Below are 26,883 nucleotides of genomic sequence, written 5' to 3'. Positions count from 1 at the left end.
CTCTGTAGCGGGGACAGGATTTGAACCTGCGACCTCTGGGTTATGAGCCCAGCGAGCTACCGAGCTGCTCCACCCCGCGTCGTGGCACCTACCTTACGCCCTCGTTTCGCGGGGGTGCAAAGCAGGTGCCGTCGGCGTTACCGAGGTCACCCTCCGGGCTGGGTGCTGGGCGGTGCGGTGCTGGTCCCGGGGGCGGCTGTCTTGGCTGCTTCGTACGCGCGGGCGGCTGCGTCGAGGGCGGCGAGGGCGGCGCCTTGGTCGGTGAAGTTGCCGGATTGCTGGGCGGCTTTGAGTTTGGCGATGGCCGATTGGATGTCGGCGACCGCGCGGTCGAGGGCCGCGTTGCCGCCGCCGTTGTTGGCGGGCGGGGTGGTGGTCGGGTTGGTGGAGGTGGGTGGGTTGGTCGTGGGCTGGCCGGCTTGGGGTGGCGTGGTGGTGGCTTCGCCGGTGCCGGCGCCGAAGACCTGGTCGAGGGCTTCCTGGAGGGTGGCGCCGTAGCCGACCTTGGGTCCGTAGGAGACGAGGACGCGGGCCAGCTGCGGGTAGCTGTTCTGGTTGCGCTGCCGGATGTAGACGGGTTCGACGTAGAGGAAGCCGTCGGCGACCGGGAGCGTGATCAGGTTGCCGTAGATGGGGGTGACGTTGGGGTTGTTGAAGAGGGTGCGGTCCTGGGCGACGCGGGAGTCGCTCTGGAACCGGTTCTGGACTTGGACCGGGCCGTCGACCTGGGTGGCTCCGGTGGCGGCGCTGGGTAGCTGGAGGACGCGGATCTTGCCGTAGTCGGCCGGGTCGGAGGAGACCGACATCCAGGATGCGAGGTATTGCCGCTGCTGCCCGGTCAGGGAGCTGGTCAGCTGGAACGTCGGCTTGGTCTGGCCCGGGGTGTCGGCGAGGACGTAGTAGCCGGGTTGGTTGGCCGCGCCGGCCGCGGCCGGGTTGGAGCCGCCTTCGGCGGTCGGGTCCTGCGGGACGCTCCAGAAGGCCTGCTGCGAGTAGAACTCCTGCGGGTTGCTGACGTGGTAGCGCGACAGCAGTTCGCGCTGGATCTTGAACAGGTCCTCGGGGTAGCGGAAGTGGGCCCGCAGGTCCGGGGAGATTTCGGAGCTCGGCTTCACGAGCCCGGGGAAGACCTTCTCCCAGGCGTTGAGGACCGGTTCCTTGTCGTCGATCGAGTACAGCGTCACGGTGCCGTTGAAGGCGTCGACGGTGGCCTTGACCGAGTTGCGGATGTAGTTGATGGAGCTGTTGGCCTGGCGGGCGACGCCGTTGAGGGAGTCGTTCGTGGCCGCGCCGAGCTGGGTCTGCTGGGCGTACGGGAAGTTGTTGAGCGTGGTGTAGCCGTCGATGATCCACTGGATCTTGCCGTCGACGACCGCCGGGTACGGGTCGCCGTCGAGGGTCAGCCACGGCGCGACCTTGCTGACGCGGTCGCGCGGGTCGCGGTTGTACATGATCTTGGAGTTGTCGCCGATGGCGTCGGAGAACAGGATGTTGCGTTCGCCGTATTCGGCGGCGAAGGCGAGGCGGTTGAACCAGTTGTCGATCGAGACGCCACCGCTGCCCTTGTAGGTGTAGCGGTCGGTGGCGGTGTCGTACTCGCCGGGCGCGTTGCCGGAGGTACCGCCGACGATGGCGTAGTCGGACTCCGCGGCGGACAGCTCGCCGTAGTAGATGCGGGGTTCCCTGACCTCGATGCCGGGCTGGCCGGACCCGGACGAGCCGGCGCCCGTCGGATTCTGCGTGTCGCTGGTCGTGGCGATCGGGTAGCCGCCGTCGGAGTTGGCGTCCTTGACCGCGCGGTCGATCGTGTTGGCCGGCGCGACGACGAAGCCGTTGCCGTGGGTGTAGACGAGGTGCTTGTTGATCCAGCTGGTCTGGTTGCCGGTGAGGCCCTCGGTCTTGATCTCCTTGGCGGCGACGATGTAGTCCTGCGTCACTCCCCCGACGGTGTAGCGGTCGATGTCGAGCTTGGCCGGGAAGCCGTAGAAGTTCTCGCGGCCGACGCGCTGGGTGAAGGTGTCGGACAGGATGTTCGGATCCAGCAGCCGGATGTTGGACATCGTCCCGGTGTCGGCCTTGATCTGGTCCGGGGTGGCGTCCGACTTGCCGGTGTAGGGCTGGTACTGGACGTCGGTGAGGCCGAAGGCGCGGCGGGTGGCGTCCATGTTGCGCTGGATGGACGTCGCTTCCTTCTCGTTCGCGTTCGGCTTGACCGAGAACTGGTCGAGGATGGCCGGCCAGGCGACGCCGACCAGGATGCCGGACAGGATCAGCAGCACGAGCGAGATGGCCGGCAGCTGCAGGTTGCGCAGGAAGGCACCGGCGAAGAAGGCGATCGCGCAGATCACCGAGATGCACAGCAGGATCAGCTTGGCCGGCAGGACCGCGTTGAGGTCGGTGTAGGTCGCGCCGATGAACAGCGGGAAAGCACGATCGGACAGCAGCAGGTTGTACCGGTCGAAGAAGTATTCGACCGCCTTCAGCAGCACGAAGAGCCCGACGGTGATGGCGAGCTGCGCGCGGGTCGGGCCGGCGAGCTGGCCGCCCTTGCCGGCGAGCCGGATGCCGCCGAAGACGTAGTGCGAGATCAGCGCGCCGAAGAAGGAGATGACGACGGTGATGAACAGCCAGCCGAGCAGCCAGTTGATGAACGGCAGGTCGAAGGCGTAGAAGCCGACGTCGTTGCCGAACTCGGGGTCGGTCTGGCCGAACGAGGTGCCGTTGAGGAACAGCTGCACGACCTGCCAGTCGCCCTGGGCGGACAGGCCGGCGATGAGGCCGGTGAGCACCGGGATGCCGACGCCGAAGAGGCGGATCCGGGCGACGATCGCCGAGCGGTAGCGCGCCAGCGGGTCGTCGGCGCCGGAGATCGGCACGAACACCGGGCGCGTCCGGTAGGCGATCATCAGGCTGATCGCGAGTGCGCCGCCGACGAGCAGGCCGACGGCGAAGAAAAGGATCACGCGGGTGATCAGCTGGGTGGTGAACACCGACCGCGCGCCGACTTCGCCGAACCACAGCCAGTCGACGTAGGTGTCGAGGAGCCGGGCCCCGAGCAGCAACGCCAGCACGATCACCGCGGCGATGATGAGGAGGATCCGGCTCCGCCGGGACAGCTTCGGCAGGCTCACCGGGGGCCGAGTCGCCACGGCACACGCTCCTGTCTTCGTCAACACTTGAGCAGGGGCGCGTGCGCCCCCTGATTCCCTAACTCTACGGATGCCCGGTGAAGTTCCCGGGACCCGCCCAAACCGGACTCGCGGCGTCGGCGGCCCGGCCGACCTGACACGATGTGCGCATGGCAGCGAACGAAGCGCGACAGGCCGGCGTGGCCGCGCTCGCCCGTGAAATCGAGGACTTCATGGCCGCGGGCGGCTGGGACCAGCCGCCGCAGCTGTTCGCGCTGGTGCCGACGGCGGCGCTGCTGGACGAGCAGCCGGAGCTGGCCGGGCAGCTCGACCGGGCGAACCCGCTGACGCCGGTCGCCCAGGAAGCGCTGCCCGAGGGCGACCTGGCCGAGGCGCTGGGCCGGATCGCGTGGCCGGATCTGGTCATCGGGTGCGCGCTGGCCCAGGAGATCATCGTGCTGCCGCCGGGCTCGGAGTCGGAGCTGCCGGACGTCGCCGAAGCGGACGCCGAGAGCCTCCGCCGCGCGGCCGCCGACCACCCGCAGCGCACGGAGGCCCGCCTGGTCGCGGCCGTCCTGCGCGACGGGGAGGGCGCCTGCGTGATGCGGCTGCGCGGCGCCGGCACGGACGAGTCGATGGACGAGATCGTGGAAAGCCCCGACCTGGCACCGAACCTCGTCGAAGCGCTCAAGATGACCTTGCTTCCTTGACTCGACCATGCCGAATCGGTCACCGGAACGCTGTCGATCTACGTTTTCCGAAGTCTGCGCCCCATTTGTCCCATTAAGGGTGACAATGCGACAAATTGCCAACCTTGCAAAGCAATCGGTTGGCTGCTAACGTCATTTCCTGATGCGTCTTCCGGGGAGGGTGACGACAATGGCATACATGCCGGCCTTATTGCATGTTCCCGCGCACATTACTACCATTCAAACAGCTCGGCACAATTGAGCCTTCCTCGACATATCTCCAGTCTGCGCGACGGAGAACATCGTCGCGCGTATCTGCAGGCAATTCCTTTTTGAATTCCTCTTGATACGGAGGCAGTTTGTGGAACTCGAAGAACCATCTGCCGGTCGATTGATCCTCGCCTTCGACGGTACCTGCATGACCTGTCGGCAAATCTCCGTCACCGTCGCCGCCGCCTGCAACGAAAAGCTGGAGGTGCTGCCGCTGTCCGATCCCCAGGTGGAACAGTGGCGGCACCAAGCTTTGGGCCCGGAAGCACGGAACGCACCCACACTGATCGGAGCGACCGGAACCGGCGTCCGTGCATGGCTGGGGCTGGCCATGGCGTTTCCCCTGCTACGCCGGATCGGGCCTTGGCGGATGATCCGGATCCTGACCGCGCTGGGCCGGCTCAAGCGGGAATCCGACGAATGGCTGGCCGTCCAGGGCACCGGACAGGCACCGAGCCGGGAACTGAACCGGGGGAAGTTCCTGCACCTCGCCGCCGGCGTCGGCCTGGCGATCGCCGTACTGGGGATGGGCAAAACCCCGGCCCTCGCCGCCGAGCAGGGTCGCAGGCTGCGTGAGGTCACCGACCGCGCGGGCCGGCTCCCGCAGACCTACGACGAAGTGACCGCTCTTCCGATGGCGGACAGGCGAGCGGTTGTCGGCGCGCTGACACCGCGCAATCGCAGCAACCTGTGGGTCGAGCAGATTGTGCGCTACCGGAAGTCACATCCGAATCTTTCGGCCGAACAAGCGTCGGTCCTCGACCAGGCGTCCGCGCTCGCCGCCGTCGAATCGGTTTTCCAACCGAAAGCCATCGAAGAACCGGCGATCGAAAAGCAGTTGCAAGAGCTGCAGCGGGTGGCCATAGCCGCTTTCGGCAAGGAAGAAGCCGGCAGAATCCTCGCCACATTGGGGACCGCCGACGCCGGCACTTCGGCATCACCGCAGGCTCAGTCCCTGCCCTTGGCGGGCGGAGGGCCGCTGTCCTGCAATTGCAGCCAGGAGAGTGACTTCTGTGCGATTGCGTGCTTGCCGTGCCAAGGCTGCCAGGGGAATCCGACCAGGGGGGTCTGCGTAGCCGGATATCCCGGATGCGGGCTCTTCTACGACTATGCCTGTGACGGGATGTGCGACGGCGCCTGCTATTCGTGCCTGTAGGGCCGGCTGACCTACGGTTCGGTTCGGGTGGCCCCGTCAATGCGGGAAGCCCGGCCGTTCCGCGACGCCCCCGGTGTCACTTTGCCTTCGGCACCGGGGGCGGAGCCCGTCCTCGGGACCCGCCGCGTCAGCAGGACGCCGTCGGCCGCCCGGCTTTCAGGTTGGCCAGCTGGGCGAGCGCGTCGTCCAGTGTGGACACCTTGATCAGGTTGAGGCCGGCCGGCGCGGTGGTCTTGGCCTCGGCGCAGTTGTGCTCAGGCACCAGGAAGTCGGTGGCGCCGGCCTCGCGGGCGCCGACGACCTTGAACGAGATTCCCCCGATCGGGCCGACTTCGCCGGTCTCGGTGATCTCGCCGGTACCGGCGATGTGCCGCCCGCCCGCGATGTCGTCGCCCTTGAGCCGGTCGATGATGGCGAGGGTGAACATCAGCCCGGCGGACGGGCCGCCGACGTCCTGCAGGGAGATGTTCACGGTGAAGGGGACGTCGGCGCGGTCGACCGCGGTCAGGCCGATGAAGCCCTCCTTGCGGTCCGGGCGCGCGGCGAGGGTGAGCGGCACGGTCCGCTCGGGCTGGCCGTCGGACTGGAAGGTGATCTGGACGGTCTGGCCGGGCAGGGTGCCGGTGAGCGCGGCCCGCACGTCGGCGGCCTCGACGATCTTCTTGCCGTTGACGGTGATCAGCTTGTCGCCGGGCGAGAGCACGTGGTCGGCCGGGCTGCCGGAGACGATCTGCTTCGCCACCACCTTGATCGGGCTGCCCAGCTTGCGCAGGGCGGCGACCTGGGCGTTGGTCTGCGAGTCCTGCAGCTGCTGGATGTTCTCCTGCTTGACCTGCTCGTTCGTCTCGCCGGGCTTGAAGTACTCCTCGCGCGGGGCCAGCGCGTACCGGCCGCTCGCCCAGAAGCCGAGACCCTGGAAGAGGGTGACGCCGTCGTGCAGGGAGACGGTCGTCATCCGCAGCTCGCCGGTGGTCGGGTGGGTCTCGTGCCCGCTGACCTGGATGACCGGGTTGCCCGCCGCGTCGCGACCCAGCGTGTCGTAGGTCGGGCCGGGGCTGATGGCCACGAACGGCACCGGCACGACCGACCCGAGCACCACGAAGATCAGGAACAGCGAGCCGCTGACCACGAGCGTCCAGCCACGGCGGGTCATCCGGCGGGCCTCGCCGGCCGGCTCCGGCGCCGGTTCCGGGGCGCTCTTCGCGGGGGCGGTCTCCTCGGAGGACTTGGTCACGACCGACAGCGTACGGTGACCGCGTTCGCTTCCCGGTGAAGGCCACGGTTGACGCGCTCGGCGGGCCTCGACCCGCGTACGGTGGACACATGAGCAAACCCCCGTTCGGCTTCGGACCTTCCGATCCCGACAAACGAGGTGAGAACGACCCCTCGGAAGGCGGGCAGCAGTCCGGCGCCGAGGCTTTCAACCAGCTCGGGCAGATGCTGAGCCAGCTGGGCCAGATGCTCAGCCAGGCGGGCAGCTCCAGCGGGCCGGTGAACTACGACCTCGCCAAGCAGATCGCCCTCCAGACCCTGGGCAGCGCCGGCAACACCGGCGAGAGCAAGCTCGGCTTCCGGGGCGGTGACGACGCGAACGCGGCGGTCCGCGACGCGGCCCACCTGGCCGAGCTCTGGCTCGACGCGGCCACGGTGTACCCGGCCGGCGCGACGTCGACGGTCGCCTGGTCGCCCCGGTCCTGGGTGGAGAAGACGCTCCCGACGTGGCAGCGCCTGTGCGACCCGGTGGCCCGGCAGGTGTCGGGTGCCTGGATGGAGGCGCTGCCGGAGGAGGCCAAGCAGGCCGCGGGCCCGCTGCTCCAGATGATGGGGCAGATGGGCGGCATGGCCTTCGGCTCCCAGCTCGGCAACGCGCTGGCCCAGCTCGCGTCGGAGATGCTGACCTCGACCGAGATCGGCCTCCCCCTGGCCCCGGCCGGCACGTCGGCCCTGCTGCCGGCGAACATCGAGAAGTTCGCCGAGGGCCTGGAGCTGCCGAACAGCGAGATCCTGGTGTTCCTGGCGGCCCGCGAAGCGGCCCACCAGCGCCTGTTCACGCACGTGCCGTGGCTCCGGCAGCGCCTGCTGGCGACGGTCGAGGAGTTCGCCCACGGGATCTCGGTGGACACGTCGGCCCTGGAGTCCCTGGCCGGCCGCATCGACCCGGCGAACCCGGCGAGCATCGAAGAGGCGATGTCCTCGGGCCTGCTGGAGCCCCAGACGACGGAGGAGCAGAAGGCGGCGCTGCGGCGCTTGGAGACGCTGCTCGCGCTGGTCGAAGGCTGGGTCGACGTGGTGGTGGCCGAAGCGGTGGGCGACCGCCTGCCGGGAGCGGACGCCCTGCGCGAGACGCTCCGCCGCCGCCGTGCAACGGGCGGCCCGGCCGAGCAGACGTTCGCCACCCTGGTCGGCCTCGAGCTGCGCCCCCGCCGCATGAGGGACGCCTCCAACCTGTGGAAGCTGGTGGGCGACCGCCACGGCACGGAGAAGCGCGACGGCCTCTGGTCCCACCCGGACCTGATGCCGACGGCCGAGGACCTGGACGAGCCGATCGACTTCGCGGACCGAGTGGGCTCGGCGGGTTCGATCGACGACCTGGACCCGATCGCCGAGCTGGAGCGCACGGAACAGGCAGAGCAGGCCGAGCGCTCGGAACGTTCGGAGCGTTCGGAGCGCGAGAAGGACGAGCCCCCATCGGAAGAGGGCGGCAAGCAGTCCTGAACTGAGCTCCGGACGGCCGGTGCCCCGCAAACAGCGGGACACCGGCCTTCTGCTGTCCGGCCCCAGGCGGTCACCCCGTCAATCCTCCATGGAGATCCCCCACCCGGCCGCGGCCGACAACCCCTCCAGGTACCCGATCGCCCGCTCGGTCTTCGGGTACCGCTGCACCAGCGCCCAGAAGGCCGCATCGTGCCCGGGCTCCCGCAGGTGCGCCAGCTCGTGCACCAGCACGTAGTCCAGCACCCACGGAGGCACCTTCCGCAGCCGTTCGCTGACCCGGATGGTCGCGTCGACCGGCGTGCAGGACGCCCACCGCGTGCGCATCGGCGGCACCCAGCGGACGCTCGCCGGCACCGCGGTGCCGCCCAGGTACTTGCCCGACAGCAGCGCGCAGCGCGCCAGCAGGGCTTCGTCCGACGTCTTCGGCGACGCCGGCCGACGTGGTTCCGAGCGTTGCAGCTTGCGCTCCATCTCGGCGACCCAGTGTTTCTCCTCCGCCCTGGTCATCCGCGCGGGGATGAGCACGACGAGCGTGTCGTCGTTCCAATACGCGGTGACCGTCCGGTGCCGGCGCTGGCTGCGCCGCACTTCGACCTTGTGTCCGGGTGTGTCCGACGAGGGGTTCGTGTCCCCCCGGCCTCTCAGTGAGGGCATCCGTGCTTCGACCACCCGACAACGGTAAGGCCAGGCACCGACAACTCCGAGCGCCTTGAGGTCACAGACCCGAGTTGTCCACAGCCGGTTCCACTTGTGGACAACTCGGCCGTTCCGGCTCCTTGCGGGGCCTTCCCGTCGCGACCGGGTGCGATCCTGCGGACATGATCCTCGACACCGCGGACATGCCGCCGGTCCTCCTGCCGGCCCACCCTGCCCTGCTCCCGGGCCTCACCGTGCTCGAACGCGGCCCCCGCGAGATCCAGATCGGCCTCGATCCGCGCCACGGCGTGATCGTCGAAAACCTGTCCCCGCACCTCCTCGCGAAAGTGCGCGCCCTCGACGGCAGCAAACCCGTCGAGCGGCTTCTGCTCGCGGAGAGCGAACACCGCGAGCAGCTGCACACGCTCCTGCGGCAGCTGACCGCGCTCGGCCTGGTCACCGACGCCGGCCGCCCCGACGGCCCGGGCTTGCGCGGCGAGCCCGGGCTCTGGTCGCTGCGCGCCCGGCACCACCAGGCGGCGATGGCCGAGCGGCGGCGCGCCGCCGCGATCTCCGTGCACGGCGAGGGCCGGGTGGCGGTGGCGGCCGCCGTGCTGCTGGCCAACGCCGGCATCGGGCACGTCGAGCTGCAGGTCCCGGGCACGGTGACCGAGCACGACCTGGGCTCCGGCTTCACCGCCGCGGACCTGGGCCGGTCCCGGCGCCACGCCCTCGCCGACCTGCTCCGCCGGGTCGATCCCGAGGTCCGCGTCACCCGCCTGCACGACCGGCACCCGAACCTCGCCCTGCTCGCCGACGCCGTCGTGCCGGCGCCCGAGCTCGTCGCCGAGCTGATGGGCGACGGCGTCCCGCACCTGGCGGCGCGCGTCCGCGACGGCACGGCGATCGTCGGGCCCCTGGTCGTGCCCGGCCGCAGCTCGTGCCTGCGCTGCGCCGACCTGCACCGCACGGAGCGCGACCCGTGCTGGCCGCGCGTCGCCGGGCAGCTCGCCGGCCGGCACCAGCGGCCCGACCTCGGCGCGGTCCAGTCCTGCGCGTCGCTGGCCGTCGCCCAGGCCATGCGGGTGCTGTCCCCGAGCGCGCCGGCCCCGCCGACGTGGAACGCGACCCTCGAAATCGACGCCTTCGACGGCCGGATCCGGCACCAGGGCTGGCCGCCGCACCCGCTCTGCCGGTGCGGTGCCCGGGAGGTGATCTCGGAGACGTAGCCCACGAAGACGTCGTGCGCAGGCTGCGCGTGGCCGAGACCGCAGGGCAGAATCGCGGGTGTGACCGACTTCCGCGACCCAGCCGATCGTGACACCGCGATGCCGCGCAAGGGTGCCGCCCGTACCGCCAAGCTCGCCAGTCTCCCGCTCGGCATCGCCGGCCGGGCGGTCGGCGGCTGGGGCAAGCGGCTCGCGGGCCAGAGCGCGGAACAGGTGAACGCGACGCTGTCGGCGAAGGCCGCCGAGCAGCTGTTCGAGGTGCTCGGCACGCTCAAGGGCGGCGCGATGAAGTTCGGCCAGGCGCTGAGCGTGTTCGAAGCGGCGGTCCCGGACGACATGGCGAAGCCGTACCGCGAGGCGCTGACGAAGCTGCAGGCCGCCGCGCCGCCGATGTCTGTCCGGCAGACCCACCGGGTGCTCGCCGAGCAGCTGGGCCGCACCTGGAGCAGCCGGTTCGCGTCCTTCGACGACGAGCCGGCGGCGGCCGCGAGCATCGGCCAGGTGCACCGCGCGGTCTGGCACGACGGTCGCGCGGTCGCGGTCAAGGTGCAGTACCCGGGCGCCGACGAGGCCCTGCGCAGCGACCTGCGCCAGTTGCAGCGGTTCAGCAGGCTGTTCCAGGCGTTCGTGCCCGGCACCGAGGTCAAGCCGCTGCTGGCCGAGCTCTCGGAGCGGATGAACGAGGAGCTCGACTACCAGGCCGAGGCGCAGCACCAGCGCGCCTTCGCGAAGGCGTTCGAGGGCGACCCCGGCATCCTGGTGCCGCGGGTGGTGGCGAGCGCGCCGAAGGTCGTCGTGACGGAGTGGGCGAACGGCACCCCGCTGTCGAGGGTGATCGCGGACGGTGATCGCGAGACCCGGAACCTGGCGGGCCGGCTGCTGGCGGAGTTCCACTACTCGTCGCCCGAGCGCGTCCACCTGCTGCACTCGGACCCGCACCCGGGCAACTTCATGATCACCGAAGACGGCAGGCTGTGCGTCATCGACTTCGGCGGGGTGGCCCGGCTGCCCGAAGGCATCCCCCGCCACCTCGGCGAGATGACGCGGCTGGCGCTGGACGGCGAGTCCGCCGAGCTGATGCGCCTGCTGCGGGAGAACCGGTTCATCAAGCCGGACAGCGACCTGACCGCGGAGGAAGTGCTCGCCTACCTCGCACCGTTCACCGAGCCGCTGGCGGCGCCGACGTTCCACTTCACCCGGCGTTGGATGCAGAAGCAGGCCGGACGGGTCGGCGACAGCCGCGGCAACGACTTCCGGGTCGGCCGTTCGCTCAACCTGCCGCCCGAGTACCTGATGATCCACCGGGTGACGGCGGGGTCGACGGGCATCCTCTGCCAACTTGACGCCGAGATCCCGGCCCGCGGCATCGTCGAGCGCTGGCAGCCCGGGTTCGCTGCCTGAGTTGTCCACAGGTTGGGCCTCGAACGGCGGGTTGCGGTCGAGTTGTCCACAAGCGGCGGGGATGGGGTTCCACCCGGTTGGCCGAGCGGTCATGATCTTTGTATGACTGCTACACAGTGCACCGATCCGCTCACCATTCGTAACCCGCGCGGGTGCGAGGTGATGAACCTCGAACAGTTACGCCGAGCCGGCATATCCGACCGAAGAACCCGGCGGCTCTGCGGCCCGGGAGGGCCGTGGCGCCGCCTGCACCCCGGTGTCGTCCTGCTCCGCAACACGGCTCCGACGCGGCAGCAGCTGCTGCACGCCGCGATCGTCCGGTACGGGCCCGGGGTGGTGATCACCGGGGCCGACGCCCTGCAGGCCCACGGCGTGAAGTGCCCGGCGGAAACCGACATCCACCTGCTGGTGCCCCACCACTGCCGGGTGGTGGCCTGCGAAGGCGTCCGCCTCGCGCGCACGGCCCGGTTGCCGGACCCGGTGGAGGTCGACGACCTCCCGTTCGCGCCGCCGGCGAGGGCGACGCTGGACCTGGCCCGCTCGGAACCCGACCCGGCCCGCATCCGGCACCTGCTGACGCTGCCGCTGTATTGGGGCCTCTGCAACCGCCAGGAGCTGCTGGCGGAGCTCGAGGCCGGCCCCCAGCGCGGCACGGCGTTGGTCCGCAGGGTGCTGCGCGAGCTCGACGAGGGGCCGATCCAGGCCCACGGCCTGGCCGCCCGCGTCCTCGACCACGTACCGCTGCCGCCGCCGAGCTGGGACCAGACGATCTGCGACCGCCGCGGCCGCCGCATCGGCGAGGCGGATGCTTGGTGGGATGAGCTCGGCCTGGCCTGGCAGTACCGCTGCACCCCGGGCCCCGGAGGCGGCTTCAGCCACCTGGCCCTGGCGGCGACGGGAATCGTCCTGGTCCGCTGCACGGTCCGGCAGTTGCAGAAGGTCCCCCAGGAAGTGGCGCAGGAGCTGGCCAGGGCGTACGGCGACGCGTCCCGGACACCCCGCCCCAAGGTCCGCGCAGTCCCGCAGGCACCGATCGGTGACGCGGCCTGATGCCGCCACCACGCTCAGGAGGTCGAAGTGATCACCAGTACTCGTCCGGCAGCTTGCCTTCGATGTCCCGGACATGCTGCCGGGCGCAGTCCGGGCAGAGCCACCGCAGCGCGCCCCGCTCACGGGTGGACACCCAGGCGAGCGCCGTAGCCGGATCATCATCGGCAGCGCGAGCCCGCCCGCACCGCGTGCACACCACCGGCTCCGGCGCGCTCACCGCAACCGTCCACAGTGGATCGCCTTGGCGCCGAGCAGGTAAAGATCGTCCCGGTGGCCGAGATAGTCCGGGCTCCGCGGATCGGTGAGCGCGGCCACGGCGGCGAGGTCATCGGCATCGAGCCAGTCCCCGGCCGACTCCGCAAGCCACCCGACGCGCTGGACGACGTACGCACGCAGCAGGTCCGAGCCGGGCATCGGGTGATCGATGAGAGCACCGAAGGATTCGACATCCTCGAGCCCGGCTTCGCGAAGAGCCCGCGGCCAGCCGTAGGGCATGCCGACGCTGCCCGCAACCCCGGCCCGCATCCGTTCGAACCAAGCCCCCCGGGCGGCGAGCAACCGCTGCTCCAACCCGGGCCGCCCGACACCCAGCTCCCACGGAAGGCACCGCATCTCGAGCCCACCCTCGGAGACGGCCAGCACCCCACCGGCCCGCAACAAGCCGGCCAGCGTCCGCAGGGCGGCTTGCTGATCACCGACGTGGTGCACCACCCCGGACGCCCAGACAAGATCGGCAGCGGGAACGGCCAGAGCGGGATCGGTGAGGTCCCCGAGCAGGCTGACCACCTCAACGGAGTTCCCGGCCACCTCGGCAACGGCCCGTTCGGCCTCGACAAGCAGCTTGGGAGTGGCATCGAAGAGCACAACGGTCCCACCGGAGCCGAGGGCAAGCTCACGCGCGAAGAGCACGCTCATCCCCCCGGCCCCACACCCGACATCGACAACGGTCGGCCGAGCCACCACGGACCCGACCAGCCGCCGAGCAACGGGCCCAAGCGCCTCGGCATCAAGGGCATCGGCCATGCGCAACTGAGCCAGGCGGTCCGCCCAGTCGATGTCGCCGTGGGAATGTCCGGACATCACCCCATTCAACACCAGCAACCGACTCCCGGAGCCCCACGCGACGAGACCACCGAAAGGAGGCCAAGCCGCACCAGCGCACCCGCCCGCCCGGCACAGCGCGGCGCACCGACACCCACACCGCAGCGACCACGCGCCCCGGCCCGGCCACGCCCTCAGCCCGCCCCGGACCGACAACTGCCCGCACGCGACCACTCCTGCGGGCGTGCCTCCGGCCCAGCCGCGCACCACCGCGGAACCGCGCCACCCGCCGACCCAAACCGCGCCCCGCAATCCGCCCACCGGGCCATACCGCACCGCACCATCCGCCCGCCGGACCGAACCGTGCCACGCCACCCGCCCGCCGGACCAAACCGCGCCACGCCACCCACCGGCCCCACCCAAACCGCGCCACGCCACCCACCGGCCCCACCCAAACCGCGCCACGCCACCCACCCGCCGGACCAAACCGCACCGCGCCGACCGTCGGGCCCCACAGCACCACCCCCCGGGCCGCGCCAGCCACTACCTGGCCAAGCCGTGCGCTCCCACCAGACCGCGCACCAAAGCGCGAAGGCCCCCACCACCCCCGAACAGGGGGCGGCAGGGGCCTGCGCTCAGCTCTGGTCCTGATACCGCTCAGCCCGACGAGCAGCCCACCGGGCCACTCGCGACCATCGCCGGGCGGCGCGGACGCTACCTCGGGCCCGCTGGGCGCGGACCCCCTCCTCCAGGTCCCGTATTCGGGCCCTGGACAGTTCTTCGTAAAGCAACATCTCGCTGATCTCCTCGATCTCGGTCTTCGTCAGCTGCAGCTGCTCGCTGCGGGGGTGGGCTTCGTAATCCCTCGTGGTGACCGGTTCGACGCTCATGCGGCGGCGCTCCGGTGATCGCCGCCGGCCTTGGCCGCGGCGGGCTCGACTGCGTTCTTGCGCGGGCGGCCTCGGGGCCGCTTGCGCGCGATCACCGCGCCGCGCTCGAAGATCTCGCCGCCCCAGACGCCCCAGGGCTCGCGGCGGGCCAGGGCGCCCGCCAGGCAGGCCTCGCGGACCGGGCAGTCCGCGCACTGCGCCTTGGCGCGCTCGAGCTCGGCCGGGGACTCCGCGAACCACAGGTCCGCGTCGCCCGAACGGCAGGGCAGCGCGACGTCGGGGACGTCGATCGGGTCGAGCAGGTCGGCGAATATTGCCTCACCCGAGGTGTAGGCGATGGCCGAAGACATGGGGGTTCCTCCTTGTGTCGTACGGGTTTTCGGTTGAGTGCTGGAGCTGGGCAACGCTGGTTCCTCTTGGGTTGTGCAGCCAAAAACACGAAGGCCGCGGATCCGGGTTTTCCGGTTCCGCGGCCTTCGTGAGCCTCGTGTCCTGACTAGGTCAGGAACTTCGCTCCCGTATCGACAACGGAACACGGAACTGCTTGATGGTCGGCAGATCGGCCTGCGGGTACGCGGCGACAACGCCCTGCGTCCCGAAGACGACGACACCGGTGGCCCAACGACGCGAGACGCGCCGCATGCCACGGATCTCGTGAGCGCTCGCGAACACATCGGTGCCCGGGCGCTGAGCAGCCGCAACTTCCGCGGCGCAGGACAGACGGGTGCCCGGGTTCGTGAGCGTCATGTTGATGGTCATTTCACCGGCACCTCCTTCTGTACTCTGTACACGCGGCCGCCGAGCGGCGCTGTCCGTAGATCCCCAGTCGAGCCCTTCGGGCTCGGTACTGGCAGGTTATTGCTCTCCACCACACCGGTGCAACTCAATTAACGGGAAAATCCTCGAAGTTACGAAGATCGCCCCTGAGCAGCGGGTTCGCCGCGTCGATCATGGTCCGGACGCGGTCAAGAACCCGTCGAGGCCCGGACGACGCCGAGGATCTCCGCGCCGAAGCGCTCGAGCTTCGTCGCGCCGATGCCGGAGATCGACACCAGCGCCGCCTCGTCGGCCGGGCGCTGCTCGGCGATGGCCATCAGCGTCGCGTCCGTGAAGACGACGAACGCCGGCACCTTGAGCTCGCGCGCCCGGTCGGCGCGCCACGACTTCAGCCGCTCCAGCAGGTCCTCATCCACTGTGGACGGGCAGCGCCCGCAGCGGCCCAGCTTGACGTCGAGGGTCTCCAGCAGCGGCCCGCCGCAGACGCGGCAGCGCGTCTTGACCGGCGTCGACGGCTTCTGCTGCTGGGACCGTGCCACCCTGGCCGCCGGGTGGTCCTCCGGGACCAGGCCGTAGAGGAACCGGCTGCGCCGCCGGTTGCGCCGCGCGCCCGGCGTGCGGGCCAGCGCCCAGGACAGCCACAAGTGCTCGCGGGCCCGGGTGACGCCGACGTAGAACAGCCGCCGCTCCTCCTCGATCGCCGCTTCGTCGCCGTCGGCGTGCAGGATCGGCATCGTGCCCTCGGCCAGGCCGACCAGAAACACCGCGTCCCACTCCAGGCCCTTCGCCGCGTGCAGCGACGCCAGCGTCACGCCCTCGACCGTCGGCGGGTGCTGGGCCGCGGCGCGCTGGTCGAGCTCGGCGTTGAACCGGGGCAGGTCGGCGTCCTCGACCGTCGAGGCGAGCTCCTCGGCCAGCTCGACGATCGCCAGCAGCGCGTCCCAGCGTTCCTTCGCCGCGCCACCCGCCGGCGGCGACTCGGTCAGGCCGACCCGCGCGAGCACCGACCGCACCGTCGTGACCAGGTCGGAACTGACGTCGCCGCTCGCCGCCCGCAGCGCGGACATCGCCTGCCGGACCTCCGTCCGGTTGAAGAACCGCTCGCCGCCGCGGACCAGGTACGGGATGCCGGCGTCGGCCAGCGCCGACTCGTAGGCCTCCGACTGGGCGTTGATCCGGTAGAGGACCGCGATCTCGCTCGCCGACACACCGCCGTCGAGCAGCTCGCGCACCCGGCGCGCGACCGCGCCGGCCTCGACCGCCTCGTCGTCGAACTCGGCGAAGCGCGGCTCCGGTCCCGGCGGCCGCTGCCCGATCAGCTTCAGCCGCGAGCCCGCCGGCCGGCCCCGCGCCGCGCCGATCACGCGGTTGGCCAGCGCGACGACCTCGGGCGTCGACCGGTAGTCGCGTTCGAGGCGGACGACGGTGGCGTCCGGGTAGCGCCGCGTGAACTCCAGCAGCGGCCGCGGCGACGCGCCGCCGAAGGAGTAGATGGTCTGGTTGGCGTCGCCGACGACGGTCAGGTCGTCGCGGCCGCCGAGCCACGCGTCGAGCAGGCGCTGCTGCAGCGGCGTGACGTCCTGGTACTCGTCGACGACGAAGCAGCGGTAGCGGTCCCGGAACTCCTCGGCGACGGCGCCGTGCTCCTCGAGCACCGCGGTCGTGTGCAGCAGGAGGTCGTCGAAGTCGAGCACCTGCGCCGCGTTCTTCAGCTCCTCGTAGCTCCGGTAGACCTCGGCGACCTGCGCCGCCGGCGCCGGGATGTCGCGCTGGGCGCGCGCGGTGACGGCCGGGTAGTCGTCCGGGCTGATCAGCGACGCCTTCGCCCACTCGATCTCGCTCGCCAGGTCGCGCAGGACCTCGACCTCGGTGCCGAGCTTGGCCCGGTTCGCGGCCTGGCCGACGTACCGCAGCTTGTTCTCCAGCAGGTCCCACGGCCGGTCCCCGACCACGCGCGGCCAGAAGTACCGGAGCTGGCGGCGGGCGGCGGCGTGGAACGTCAGCGCCTGCGCCGCGTCGACGCCGAGGCCGCGCAGCCGGGTCCGCATCTCCCCCGCGGCGCGCGTCGTGAAGGTGACGGCGAGGACCTGACCGGCGGAAACGTGCCCGGACCGGACGAGGTGGGCGATCCGGTGGGTGATCGTGCGGGTCTTGCCCGTGCCGGCGCCGGCGAGCACGCAGACCGGCCCCCGTGGGGCACTGGCGGCGGCGCGCTGCTCGGGGTCGAGGCCATCGAGCAGACGGTTCAGGCTCCTGGGTGAAAGTACGCCGGTCACGTCCGGCATCCTCGCAGAGGGGGACGGGGAAACGGGGCAGGGGCACGCGGCCGTATCCTGGTCATATGGCGGGTAAGCAGGACAAGGAAGCGGCCAAGCAGGCCAAGAAGGAGAAGCGCGCGGCGAGCAAGGCACGCCGTGGCCAGCTCTTCGAGGCCTTCAAGATGCAGCGCAAGGAAGACCCCTGGCTCATCCCGTGGATGGTCGGGGCGATCGTCGTCGTCGCCGGCGTGGCGTTCGGCATCGGGTTCTTCTTCGGCGCGCAGTGGGTGCTGCTGCCGCTGGGCCTGATCCTCGGCGCCCTGCTCGCCATGATCATCTTCGGCCGGCGCGTCCAGAAGACGGTCTACTCGAAGGCCGACGGCCAGCCCGGCGCCGCGGCGTGGGCGCTGGAGAACCTGCGCGGCCGCTGGAAGGTGACGCCGACCGTGGCGGCGACCACCCAGCTCGACGCGGTGCACCGGGTCCTCGGCGGCCCCGGCGTCGTGCTGGTCGCCGAAGGCGCGCCGCACCGCGTGAAGACGCTGCTCGCCCAGGAGAAGAAGCGCGTCTCCCGCCTGATCGGCGACACGCCGATCTACGACGTGACGATCGGCCACGACGAGGGCCAGCTCCCGCTGAAGAAGCTCCAGGGCTACCTGATGAAGCTGCCCCGCAACCTCAAGCCGGCCCAGGTCGACGCGCTCGAGGCGAAGCTGGCCGCCCTCGGCAACCGCGGCGCGGCCCTGCCGAAGGGCCCGATGCCGGCCGGCGCGAAGATGCGCAACGTCCAGCGGACGATCCGCCGCCGCTGACCCCCGCGTACGAGAAGGCCCCCGCCCGGATCCCGGGTGGGGGCCTTTTCACATGCGCCCGGCCGCCGGTACCGCTCGGGGTCACGGCCCTCAGCGCATCCGGATGACCACGGTGCCGGTCAGCCGGTCGAGCCAGCTGCGGCCGTCGGCGTTGCGGACCGCCGCCGGGATGAGCACGAACGTCAGCGCGGCCCGGACCAGCGCGCGCAGCGGGCCGACCAGCGCGGCGCCGTCGAGCCGGGCGACGCGGATGCCGACGACGGCCATCCCCGGCGTGAAGCCGAAGAAGCCGGCCGAGACGACCGAGATGACCGCCCAGACGCCGCCGGACCAGAGGTTGAACTGCTGCATCGCGGCCGGGTCCTGCAGGCTCGGGTGCAGGAAGATGGCCGTGACCAGGGCCGCCACCACGAGGTCGACGATCAGCCCGAGCAGCCGCGCGCCCCCGCTCGCCGCCGAGCCGACGCCCGATTCCGGCAAACCGAACTTCTCGCCCGGCCACCGCGAGCCGTGTTGATCAGTACCCGGACCACCGTCGCCGGTGCCGGGCAGCCATTCACCGGTCCATCTCGCCACCCGTCCAGGGTATGCCGGTGGCGTGGAGCACATCCGACCTGGTCGGATACCCGATATCGACCACCCGTTAACACCGGCGAAACATACGGGTGACGGTCGGGCAACACCGCACTTTTAGCGTGAGCCGAAGAGAGCACTGCCGTACGAGCTCGAACGAGAAGGAGTCACCGAGGGTGCCCACTACTCCAGACGACATCCAGCGCCTCATCGCCGATGAGGACGTCGAGGTCATCGACGTCCAGTTCTGCGACCTGCCCGGCGTGATGCAGCACTTCACGGTTCCCGCGAAGGCCTTCACCGAAGAGGCCTTCGAAGAGGGTCTCGCGTTCGACGGCTCCTCGGTGCGCGGCTTCCAGTCCATCCACGAGTCCGACATGCTGCTGCTGCCGGACGCGGCCACCGCGCGGATCGACCCGTTCCGCAAGGCGAAGACGCTGGCCCTCAACTTCTTCGTGCACGACCCGTTCACCCGGGAGGCGTACAGCCGCGACCCGCGCAACATCGCGCGCAAGGCCGAGCAGTACATCTCCGAGTACGGCGTCGCCGACAACGTCTACTTCGGTCCCGAAGCCGAGTTCTACATCTTCGACTCGGTCCGCTTCGACTCCGCCGAGCACGCCTCGTTCCACGAGATCGACTCGATCGAGGGCTGGTGGAACACCGGCGCCGACGAGGTCGGCGGCAACCAGGGCTACAAGACGAAGTTCAAGGGCGGCTATTTCCCCGTCCCGCCGGTCGACCACTTCGCCGACCTGCGCGACGACATCGTCCGCAACCTGCAGGGCTCCGGTTTCGAGATCGAGCGCGCGCACCACGAGGTGGGCACCGCCGGCCAGACCGAGATCAACTACAAGTTCAACACGCTGCTGCACGCGGCGGACGACCTGCAGCTGTTCAAGTACATCGTGAAGAACACGGTGTTCGCGGCGGGCAAGACGGCGACGTTCATGCCGAAGCCCCTCGCCGGTGACAACGGCTCGGGCATGCACTGCCACCAGTCGCTGTGGAAGGACGGCCAGCCGCTGTTCCACGACGAGTCGGGCTACGCCGGCCTGTCGGACACCGCGCGCCACTACATCGGCGGCCTGCTCAAGCACGCGCCGAGCCTGCTGGCCTTCACGAACCCGACGGTGAACTCCTACCACCGCCTGGTCCCGGGCTTCGAGGCCCCGGTTTCGCTGGTCTACTCGCAGCGCAACCGCTCGGCGTGCGTCCGCATCCCGATCACGGGCAACAACCCGAAGGCCAAGCGCGCCGAGTTCCGCTGCCCGGACTCGTCAGGCAACCCGTACCTGGCGTTCTCGGCGATGATGATGGCCGGCCTCGACGGCATCCGGAACAAGATCGAGCCCCCGGAGCCGATCGACAAGGACCTCTACGAGCTCCCGCCCGAGGAGGCCAAGGACGTCAAGCTCGTCCCGGGCGACCTCGGCACGGTCCTCGACACCTTGGAAGCGGACCACGACTACCTCCTCGAGGGCGGCGTGTTCACCCCCGACGTGATCGAGACGTGGATCTCGTACAAGCGCGAGAACGAGATCGACCCGCTGCGCCTGCGCCCCCACCCGTACGAGTTCGCCCTGTACTACGACGTGTGATCGGCTAGTACGCCCACGGACACGCCGGTGGCGAGGAGCGAAAAGCCCTCGCCACCGGCGTTTCTCGTCTCACTCCGATGGCGACAGCAGCTTCATGTCCGCGCCCGCCGCTTCGTAGTGGCCGCGCGGGTTCGCCACCAGTTTGCGGCGCTCCAGGTCCATCAACCCCAGCGTGCAGGTGATCTCCGCGGCCAGTGTGCCGTCCGGCTTGAGGATGTTGGAATCCATCCTGAACGTCTTGCCGCTGCCGAACTTGACTTCGCACGTCACGTCGACCTCGTCGCCCGCGCGCAGCTCGCGGCGGAACACCACGTGGGTCTCCAGGAGCACCGAAGCCAGGCCCGGCAGCCCCTTCAGCGCGCCCGCCGCTTCGAGGAGTTCCAAGCGGGATACCTCGCCGTACGAGTGGTACACGGCGTGGTTGAGGTGGCCCAGGGTGTCCAGCTCGTAGTGCCGGACCTTGATCCGGGTCCGGAACGGCTCGCGATCGGTCACCAGGCCACTGTAGGTCAGGCCTCGTAGAACAGGTGCTCCACCACCGCGTGCGCCCGCCTGGTGATGCGGCGGTACGTGTCGAGGAACTCGCCGGGGTCGTCGCCCGCCGAGTGGCCGAGGACGCGGGCCACCGCCGCCAGGTCGCGGCCCGAGCCCGGCACCTGGTCGACCGCCTTGCCGCGCACCAGCATCCCCGCGTTGCGCACGCGGGTCGCCAGCAGCCACGCCTCGGCCAGCGAGTCCGCTTCGGGCTGCTCGGCCAGGCCCGCCTCCGGGAGCACCGCCAGCGCGTCGAGCGTCGACGTCGTCCGCAACCCCTCGACCTCGTGGGCGTGCTGGAGCTGCAGGAGCTGCACCGTCCACTCGACGTCCGCGAGGCCGCCGCGGCCGAGCTTCGTGTGCAACGTCGCGTCGGCGCCGCGTGGCATTCGCTCCGTCTCCACCCGGGCCTTGATGCGGCGGATCTCACGCGCCTTCGTCGCGTCCAGGCCGCCTTCGGGGTAGCGGATCGGGTCGATCATCGCGATGAAACGGTCGCCGAGGTCGTCGTCGCCCGCGATGAACCGGGCGCGCAGCAGCGCCTGTGCCTCCCAGACCTCGCCCCACCTCGCGTAGTACGCGCGGTAGGACTCCAGCGTGCGGACCAGCGGCCCGCTCCGGCCCTCCGGGCGCAGGTCGGCGTCGACCTCCAGCGCGGGGTCCGAACTCGGCGCGCCCAGCATCTTCCGGACGGTCTCCGCGACCGACGAAGCGAACTTCACGGCGTCGGAGTCCGAGACCCCTTCGGACGGCTCGCACACGAAGAGCACGTCGGCGTCGGAGCCGTAGCCGAGTTCGGCGCCGCCGAGCCGGCCCATGCCGATGACGGCGATGCGCGCCGGCGTCCGGCCGAGCTCGGCCTGCCGTTGGCGGAACGCCGAGGCCAGAGCGCCCTGCAGTACCGCGACCCACACCGAAGACAGCGCTTCGCAGACCGCCGGCACATCGAGCAGCCCGAGCAGGTCCGCGCAGGCGACGCGCAGGAGTTCGTGCCGCCGCAGGGAACGCGCGGCGGCGATGGCCGCGTTCAGCCCGGGCTGGCGCCGGACGGCGGCCCGCAGCGACGTCGCCACCTCGGCGGGCGTGCGGCCCAGCAGGCGGGCCGGGTCGCCGAGCAGCTGCAGCACCTCCGGCGCGCGGACCAGCAGGTCCGGCACCAGCCGGGACGTGCCCAGCAGGAAGGCGAGGTTCTCCACGACCGTGCCCTCGTCGCGCAGGACCCGCAGGTACCACGGGGTTTCTTCGAGCGCCTCGGACACCTTCCGGTACGACAGCAGGCCACCGTCGGGGTCCGGGGTGTCGGCGAAGAGGTCGAGCAGCACCGGCAGCAGCGCCTGCTGGATCGCCGCGCGGCGCGAGACGCCCGCGGTCAGGGTCTTGATGTGCTGGAGCGCGCCGTCGGGTGCGGTGTAGCCGAGCGCGGCCAGGCGGCTGGCGGCCTGCTTCGTGGTCAGGCGCAGCGCCTCGGCCGGCACGTTCGCCACCGACTGCAGCAGCGGCCGGTAGAAGATCTTCTCGTGCAGGCGCCGGATGCCCTTGCCGTGCCGCCGGAACTCCGCGAGCAGCGCCTCGCCCTGGGTCTTGCCGCCGCTCGCCTTGATCCCGCTGGAGCGGGCGATGATCCGCAGCTCGTCGGTGTCCGCGGGCGCCGGGAACAGGTGCGTCCGGCGCAGCCGCCGCAGCTGCAGCCGGTGCTCGATCATCCGCAGGAACTCGTACGACGCGCCCAGCTCGGCGGCGTCCTGACGGCCGACGTAGCCGCCTTCGCCGAGCGCCTCGAGCGCGTCCATCGTGGACGGTGAACGCAGGTCCGCGTCGACCCGGCCGTGCACGAGCTGCAGCAGCTGCACCGCGAACTCGACGTCACGCAGGCCGCCGCGGCCCAGCTTCAGCTCGCGGTCGGCGTGCTCGGACGGCACATGCCCCTCGACCCGGCGGCGCATCTGCTGCACCTCGGCGACGAAGTTCTCCCGGTCGGCCGCCGACCACACCAGCGGCGCCACCATCTCGGCGTACTGGCGGCCGAGCTCGGCGTCGCCCGCCACCGGCCGCGCCTTGAGCAGCGCCTGGAACTCCCAGGTTTTGGCCCACTTCTGGTAGTAACCGTGGTGGCCGTCCAGCGTGCGGACGAGCGCGCCGGCCTTGCCCTCGGGGCGCAGCGCCGCGTCGACCTCGAAGCACGCCTTGCCGACGACCCGCATCATCGTGCTCGCCAGCCGCGTCGCGAGGCCGAGGTCGCCTTCGCCGACGAAGATGACGTCGACGTCGCTGACGTAGTTGAGCTCCCGGCCGCCGGTCTTGCCCATCGCGATGACCGCCAGGGTGCCTTCGGCGGACGCGCCGGCTTCGGCCTCGGCGACGACCAGCCCGGCCGCGAGCGCGGCCTCCGCGAGCACGGTCAGCTGCGCCGCGACCTCGGCGTAGCCCGGGTGCTCGAGCCCGGCCTCGACGACGTGCCCGAGATCGGCGGCGGCGATGCCGAGCAGCTGGCCGCGGTAGGCGATCTTGAGGGCCTGCTCGGCTTTGAGCCCGGTGAGCACGGAACCGTCGTCGTCCAGGAGCGCCGTGCGCAGGGCCTCGCGGTAGCAGGCGGAGTCGGTGCACTTGTCGCCGGTGAGCGAGCGCCACTGCTCCGGGTTCGCGGCGAGGAAGTCGGCCAGCGCGCTCGACGTCCCGAGCACGCTGAGGAACCGTCCGCGGAAGGTGCGGTGGCCGCGGAGCTGCGCTTCGAGCTCGGCCCACTCGGCGGCGTCGGCCTCGCGGATCCGGTCCAGGCCGCGCAGCGCGAGGTCCGGGTCGGCGGTGCGGGACAACGCCGCGAGCACGTCGGCGGCCGCCTCGACCGGGCCGGCGTCGGCCCACCAGCCGGCCGCGCGCAACTGACCCTCGGCACGGGAGTCGGTGAAGCCGTACCTCGCCGCCGAAGCGGTCGTTCGCGCGCGGTCTGCCATCACCGACCACCGTAGCCGGGGAACGCGGCTCAGGCGGCGAGCCGGCCCGGCTCGGTCCCGGCGGGCGTCGGCTCGGGCACCTGGAAGCTGTGCGCGGTGACGGGGTGGCGTCGCGAAAGCAGGTAGATGCCGAGGCCGACGCCGGCCCCGGCGACGCCCACGGCGATGGTGCCGGCGTTGCCGAGCGAGGCGATCTTGCCGGAGATCGCGCCGACGATCGCGGCGGCAGGCAGCGTGAACAGCCAGGCGACGACCATCCGGCCGGCCATCCGCCAGCGGACCGGCGCGTCCCGGCGGCCGACGCCGGAGCCGACGATCCCGCCGGAGCAGACGTGCGTCGTCGACAGCGGGAAGCCCAGCCGCGACGAGACCAGGATGACCAGCGCCGAGCTCGTCTGGGCGGCGAAGCCCTGCGGGCCCTCGATGTCGGTGAGGCCCTTGCCCAGGGTGTGGGTGATGCGCCAGCCGCCGAGGTAGGTGCCGAGCGCGAGCGCGCACGCGGCGCTGATGATCACCCAGATGGGCGGCGACGCGCCCGCGGGGAGGCTGCCCGCGGTGACGAGGGTGAGCGTGATGACGCCCATCGTCTTCTGCGCGTCGTTGGTGCCGTGCGCGAGCGAGACCAGGGACGCCGAGACGATCTGGCCGACCTTGAACCCGCGGGTGGCGGGCCGGCCGCGAACCAGGAAGCGGTAGACGAGGTAGGTGGCGGTCATCGCGACGAGCCCGGCGATGACCGGGCTGGCCGCGGCCGGGAGCAGGACCTTCTCGACGATCTTTCCGAAGTGGACCGAGTCGGCCCCCGCGGAGATCCAGGTGGCACCGATCAGGCCGCCGAACAGCGCGTGCGACGAACTCGACGGCAGGCCGACGAACCACGTCACGAGGTTCCAGACGATCGCGCCGATCAGCCCCCCGAAGACGATCGCCGGGCCGATCTTGGTGTCGTCCACCAGGCCGCTGGAGATCGTCTTGGCGACTTCGACGGAGAGGAACGCGCCGACCAGGTTCAGCACCGCCGAGATCGCGACGGCCACGCGGGGCTTGAGCGCCCCGGTGGCGATCGACGTGGCCATCGAGTTCGCGGTGTCGTGGAACCCGTTCGTGAAATCGAAAATGAGGGCCGTGACGACGACGACCACGACCAGCAACGAGGGTTGCACCCCGACCTCCGCACCCTTGTGGGGACTTCTCCCGCAAGGTACCTGACGGGTACGCCTGGCGTTAACAGGACGTTGCTGGTTGTGACCTCTGTCGTTAAGCCAGCGGTAACGTCCGTTGACTCGTCAGCGCGGGCTCGAGTTCTCCGGCGGCCAGCTTGACGAACCGCTGCGCGAACGGGCGCCAGGTCTCCTCGATGTCGGCGTGCACGGTGACCAGCGAGTCGTGCTCGAGCGAGCCGGGCCGGGCGAATTCGGCTTCCTCGGGGCATTCCGCGGCCCAGCTCTCGACGACTTCGGGCGTCGTCTCGATGTGGAACTGGACACCGTAGACACAACGCCCGAGCCGGTAGGCCTGGTGGGCGTAGCGCGGGGAGGACGCGAGCAGCTCGGCGCCGGGCGGGAGCCGGGTGATGGCGTCGGTGTGGAACTGGAGGACGTCCTGCACGAGCGGCAGGTCGGCGAACAGCGGGTCGGTCCACGCCGCGTCCTTCTTGCTGACGAGGTGCGGACCGACCTCCGGCCCGTCCGGGGCGACCTCGACGCGGCCCCCGGTGGCGACGGCCAGCAGCTGCGAGCCGAGGCAGATGCCCAGGGTGGGCAGGTTCTTCGCGGCGGCCTTGGCCAGCAGCCGCCGGACGTCGGCAAGCCACGGGTGCTTGGCGTCGTCCTCGGCGCCCATGCCGCCGCCGAGGCAGACGACGGCCTGGTAGCCGTCGAGCTCGGGCAGGTCTTGCTCCGGCTGCAGGCGGACGTCGAGTTCCGCACCGGCCTCGGTCAGCCAGTCGCCGAGGGGGCCCAGCGGGTCCGACGTGTCCGGCTGGATGATCAGGATTCGGGTCACGTGTCCAGGGTAGGTCAGCAGGCGCAGCGGATGGCCGGGGCTTTGTCGCCTTCGACCGGGTAGCCGGCGGCGATCCAGGCGGTGATGCCGCCGGAGAGCCGTTTCACCTTGAAGCCGAGCTGGGCGAGCTTGAGCGCGCCCTTGGTGGCGGCGTTGCAGACGGAGCTTTCGCAGTAGCAGACGTACACGAGGTCGCGATCGAGGTGCTGCGTGTTTTCCGGTGTCAGGTCCCGATAGGGCAGGTTGATCGCGCCGGGGATGCGGGCGTGGGCGAAGGCTTCGGGCGCCCGGGTCTCGACGACGACGTAGCCGTCGGTGCGGCCGGCTTCGAGGTCCTGGACCAGGTCGTCGGGATCGACCTCGAAGCCGAGCTCGGCCGCGAAGTGCGCGGCGGCGGCCTCGGGTGCGGCGGCGGGGAAGGCGAGTGTGCGCGTCATGGGGTAAATCCTGCTGGGACAGCGGGTTTCCGGACAGGGCAGAATCGGCGTGGAAGCCCGGCCCGGCCGGGGATTTCGCTGTTCTGGCCCTGCGAACCCGGGAGAGTTGCGGTGGACCACCTCGACGACGTCGACTGGCGCCTGCTGGAGCTCCTCCAGGAGGACGGACGGTTGAGTTTTTCTGAGCTGGGGCGCCGGGTGTCGCTGTCCGGCTCGGCGGTGACGGAGCGGGTCCGCCGTCTCGAGGAGCGCGGGGTGATCACGGGCTACGCGGCGAGCGTGGACACGACGAAGCTGGGGCTGCCGATCGAGGCATTGGTCCGGGCGCGGGTGCGGAGCCTGGACACGCCGCGGTTCCGGTCGGCGGTGCTGCCGCTGCCGCAGGTGGTGGCCGCGGATCACGTGACGGGTGAGGAGTGCTGGGTCCTGCGCGTGCTGTGCCGGGACACCGCGGAGCTGGAGGAGCTGCTGGAGAAGGTGCAGCGGTACGGGGAGACGAGCACGTCGCTGGTGTTGTCGTCACCGTTGCGGCGGCGGTCGCCGGCTCGGCCGAGTTGAGCGTGTCCCGGGCATGAGAAAAGGGCCTGGGCCGGGAGACTGTTCGTCTCGACCGTGCCCAGGCCCTCTCCTTCACGTTAAGTTCGGCGGTGTCCTACTCTCCCACAACCCTTCGGTTGCAGTACCATCGGCGCTGTCAGGCTTAGCTTCCGGGTTCGGAATGGGACCGGGCG

Annotated in this window: 24 protein-coding genes, 1 tRNA gene and 1 rRNA gene; 9 read left to right on the top strand and 17 right to left on the bottom strand. The window is 70.8% G+C overall.

Features of this window, described 5'->3' with window-relative positions; all coding sequences use genetic code 11:
* Positions 1-5 precede the first annotated feature (5 nt).
* Positions 6-79, bottom strand: a tRNA-Met gene (locus ACWEVN_RS27535).
* Positions 80-146: 67 nt separating this feature from the next.
* Positions 147-3,149 carry a UPF0182 family protein gene (locus ACWEVN_RS27530; RefSeq protein ID WP_449686646.1) on the bottom strand — a complete coding sequence of 1,001 codons (3,003 nt, stop codon included), beginning with the start codon at positions 3,147-3,149 and terminating at the stop codon, positions 147-149.
* 149 nt (positions 3,150-3,298) lie between these two features.
* On the opposite strand from ACWEVN_RS27530, the gene ACWEVN_RS27525 reads away from it, so the two are divergent.
* Together ACWEVN_RS27525 and ACWEVN_RS27520 are read left to right on the top strand one after the other, a co-directional pair.
* Complete coding sequence (locus tag ACWEVN_RS27525) at positions 3,299-3,838, top strand: PPA1309 family protein (RefSeq protein ID WP_449686645.1); 540 nt, start codon at positions 3,299-3,301, stop codon at positions 3,836-3,838.
* 340 nt (positions 3,839-4,178) lie between these two features.
* Complete coding sequence (locus tag ACWEVN_RS27520) at positions 4,179-5,243, top strand: bacteriocin fulvocin C-related protein (protein WP_452053218.1); 1,065 nt, start codon at positions 4,179-4,181, stop codon at positions 5,241-5,243.
* Between the two features lie 127 nt (positions 5,244-5,370).
* Here the strand turns inward: ACWEVN_RS27520 and ACWEVN_RS27515 are convergent, their stop codons facing one another.
* Positions 5,371-6,396, bottom strand: coding sequence for a YlbL family protein (locus ACWEVN_RS27515; RefSeq protein WP_449686657.1), 1,026 nt, complete (start codon positions 6,394-6,396; stop codon positions 5,371-5,373).
* Between the two features lie 170 nt (positions 6,397-6,566).
* Between ACWEVN_RS27515 and ACWEVN_RS27510 the strand changes: the two genes are divergently transcribed.
* Positions 6,567-7,958 (top strand): zinc-dependent metalloprotease, encoded by a 1,392-nt coding sequence (locus tag ACWEVN_RS27510; protein WP_449686643.1) that lies wholly within the window; start codon positions 6,567-6,569, stop codon positions 7,956-7,958.
* A gap of 78 nt (positions 7,959-8,036) precedes the next feature.
* On the opposite strand, the gene ACWEVN_RS27505 is transcribed toward ACWEVN_RS27510, so the two are convergent.
* The gene (locus ACWEVN_RS27505; protein WP_310975782.1) at positions 8,037-8,546 is read right to left on the bottom strand and encodes a M48 metallopeptidase family protein; all 510 of its coding nucleotides are present in this window, start codon (positions 8,544-8,546) and stop codon (positions 8,037-8,039) included.
* Between the two features lie 230 nt (positions 8,547-8,776).
* On the opposite strand from ACWEVN_RS27505, the gene ACWEVN_RS27500 reads away from it, so the two are divergent.
* The 3 genes from ACWEVN_RS27500 to ACWEVN_RS27490 all read left to right on the top strand — a co-directional run bounded on the left by ACWEVN_RS27500 (position 8,777) and on the right by ACWEVN_RS27490 (position 12,274).
* The gene (locus ACWEVN_RS27500) at positions 8,777-9,823 is read left to right on the top strand and encodes a hypothetical protein (RefSeq protein WP_452053217.1); all 1,047 of its coding nucleotides are present in this window, start codon (positions 8,777-8,779) and stop codon (positions 9,821-9,823) included.
* Positions 9,824-9,883: 60 nt separating this feature from the next.
* Positions 9,884-11,224: an ABC1 kinase family protein gene (locus ACWEVN_RS27495; RefSeq protein WP_452053216.1), complete on the top strand. Its 1,341-nt coding sequence runs from the start codon at positions 9,884-9,886 to the stop codon at positions 11,222-11,224.
* 162 nt (positions 11,225-11,386) lie between these two features.
* Entirely contained in the window at positions 11,387-12,274 is an 888-nt protein-coding gene (locus tag ACWEVN_RS27490; protein WP_449686656.1) for a hypothetical protein, read from the top strand.
* A 31-nt stretch (positions 12,275-12,305) separates the two neighbouring features.
* On the opposite strand, the gene ACWEVN_RS27485 is transcribed toward ACWEVN_RS27490, so the two are convergent.
* From ACWEVN_RS27485 to ACWEVN_RS27460, 6 genes are all read right to left on the bottom strand, one after another.
* Entirely contained in the window at positions 12,306-12,491 is a 186-nt protein-coding gene (locus ACWEVN_RS27485) for a hypothetical protein (RefSeq protein WP_449686640.1), read from the bottom strand.
* The gene (locus ACWEVN_RS27480; RefSeq protein ID WP_452053215.1) at positions 12,488-13,354 is read right to left on the bottom strand and encodes a class I SAM-dependent methyltransferase; all 867 of its coding nucleotides are present in this window, start codon (positions 13,352-13,354) and stop codon (positions 12,488-12,490) included. The genes ACWEVN_RS27485 and ACWEVN_RS27480 overlap by 4 nt, the downstream gene beginning before the upstream one ends.
* 596 nt (positions 13,355-13,950) lie before the next feature.
* A complete protein-coding gene (locus ACWEVN_RS27475; protein ID WP_449686638.1) occupies positions 13,951-14,205 on the bottom strand; it encodes a hypothetical protein in 255 nt (84 codons plus the stop codon).
* On the bottom strand, positions 14,202-14,555 hold the full coding sequence (locus tag ACWEVN_RS27470; RefSeq protein WP_310975775.1) for a WhiB family transcriptional regulator: 354 nt from the start codon (positions 14,553-14,555) through the stop codon (positions 14,202-14,204). The genes ACWEVN_RS27475 and ACWEVN_RS27470 overlap by 4 nt, the downstream gene beginning before the upstream one ends.
* Positions 14,556-14,706: 151 nt before the next feature.
* Positions 14,707-14,964, bottom strand: coding sequence for a hypothetical protein (locus ACWEVN_RS27465; protein ID WP_449686637.1), 258 nt, complete (start codon positions 14,962-14,964; stop codon positions 14,707-14,709).
* Between the two features lie 206 nt (positions 14,965-15,170).
* Complete coding sequence (locus tag ACWEVN_RS27460) at positions 15,171-17,267, bottom strand: ATP-dependent DNA helicase UvrD2 (RefSeq protein WP_452053214.1); 2,097 nt, start codon at positions 17,265-17,267, stop codon at positions 15,171-15,173.
* Positions 17,268-17,323: 56 nt separating this feature from the next.
* Between ACWEVN_RS27460 and ACWEVN_RS27455 the strand changes: the two genes are divergently transcribed.
* A complete protein-coding gene (locus tag ACWEVN_RS27455) occupies positions 17,324-18,052 on the top strand; it encodes a DUF4191 domain-containing protein (protein WP_452053213.1) in 729 nt (242 codons plus the stop codon).
* 90 nt (positions 18,053-18,142) lie between these two features.
* Here ACWEVN_RS27455 and ACWEVN_RS27450 read toward each other — a convergent pair whose 3' ends face one another.
* Positions 18,143-18,532, bottom strand: a complete 390-nt coding sequence (locus ACWEVN_RS27450; protein ID WP_449686655.1) for an RDD family protein — start codon at positions 18,530-18,532, stop codon at positions 18,143-18,145.
* 269 nt (positions 18,533-18,801) lie between these two features.
* Here ACWEVN_RS27450 and glnA point away from each other — a divergent pair, with 269 nt between their 5' ends.
* On the top strand, positions 18,802-20,226 hold the full coding sequence (gene glnA / locus ACWEVN_RS27445) for a type I glutamate--ammonia ligase (RefSeq protein ID WP_086850227.1): 1,425 nt from the start codon (positions 18,802-18,804) through the stop codon (positions 20,224-20,226).
* 69 nt (positions 20,227-20,295) lie between these two features.
* Here glnA and ACWEVN_RS27440 read toward each other — a convergent pair whose 3' ends face one another.
* From ACWEVN_RS27440 to ACWEVN_RS27420, 5 genes are all read right to left on the bottom strand, one after another.
* The gene (locus ACWEVN_RS27440) at positions 20,296-20,721 is read right to left on the bottom strand and encodes an acyl-CoA thioesterase (protein WP_452053212.1); all 426 of its coding nucleotides are present in this window, start codon (positions 20,719-20,721) and stop codon (positions 20,296-20,298) included.
* A 14-nt stretch (positions 20,722-20,735) separates the two neighbouring features.
* Positions 20,736-23,711 (bottom strand): bifunctional [glutamine synthetase] adenylyltransferase/[glutamine synthetase]-adenylyl-L-tyrosine phosphorylase, encoded by a 2,976-nt coding sequence (locus ACWEVN_RS27435; RefSeq protein WP_449686633.1) that lies wholly within the window; start codon positions 23,709-23,711, stop codon positions 20,736-20,738.
* A 29-nt stretch (positions 23,712-23,740) separates the two neighbouring features.
* On the bottom strand, positions 23,741-24,874 hold the full coding sequence (locus ACWEVN_RS27430) for an anion permease (RefSeq protein ID WP_449686632.1): 1,134 nt from the start codon (positions 24,872-24,874) through the stop codon (positions 23,741-23,743).
* 94 nt (positions 24,875-24,968) lie between these two features.
* On the bottom strand, positions 24,969-25,715 hold the full coding sequence (locus ACWEVN_RS27425; protein WP_310975767.1) for a type 1 glutamine amidotransferase: 747 nt from the start codon (positions 25,713-25,715) through the stop codon (positions 24,969-24,971).
* Between the two features lie 14 nt (positions 25,716-25,729).
* A complete protein-coding gene (locus ACWEVN_RS27420; protein WP_452053211.1) occupies positions 25,730-26,152 on the bottom strand; it encodes a rhodanese-like domain-containing protein in 423 nt (140 codons plus the stop codon).
* Between the two features lie 111 nt (positions 26,153-26,263).
* On the opposite strand from ACWEVN_RS27420, the gene ACWEVN_RS27415 reads away from it, so the two are divergent.
* Entirely contained in the window at positions 26,264-26,710 is a 447-nt protein-coding gene (locus ACWEVN_RS27415; RefSeq protein ID WP_452053210.1) for an Lrp/AsnC family transcriptional regulator, read from the top strand.
* 81 nt (positions 26,711-26,791) lie between these two features.
* Here ACWEVN_RS27415 and rrf read toward each other — a convergent pair.
* Positions 26,792-26,883 (bottom strand): 5S ribosomal RNA (gene rrf / locus ACWEVN_RS27410); the annotation flags it as partial.

Source organism: Amycolatopsis sp. NPDC003861 (genome assembly GCF_053605405.1).
The sequence above is the reverse complement of the archived record's forward strand: the minus strand, read 5'-3'. Positions and strand labels throughout refer to the sequence as shown.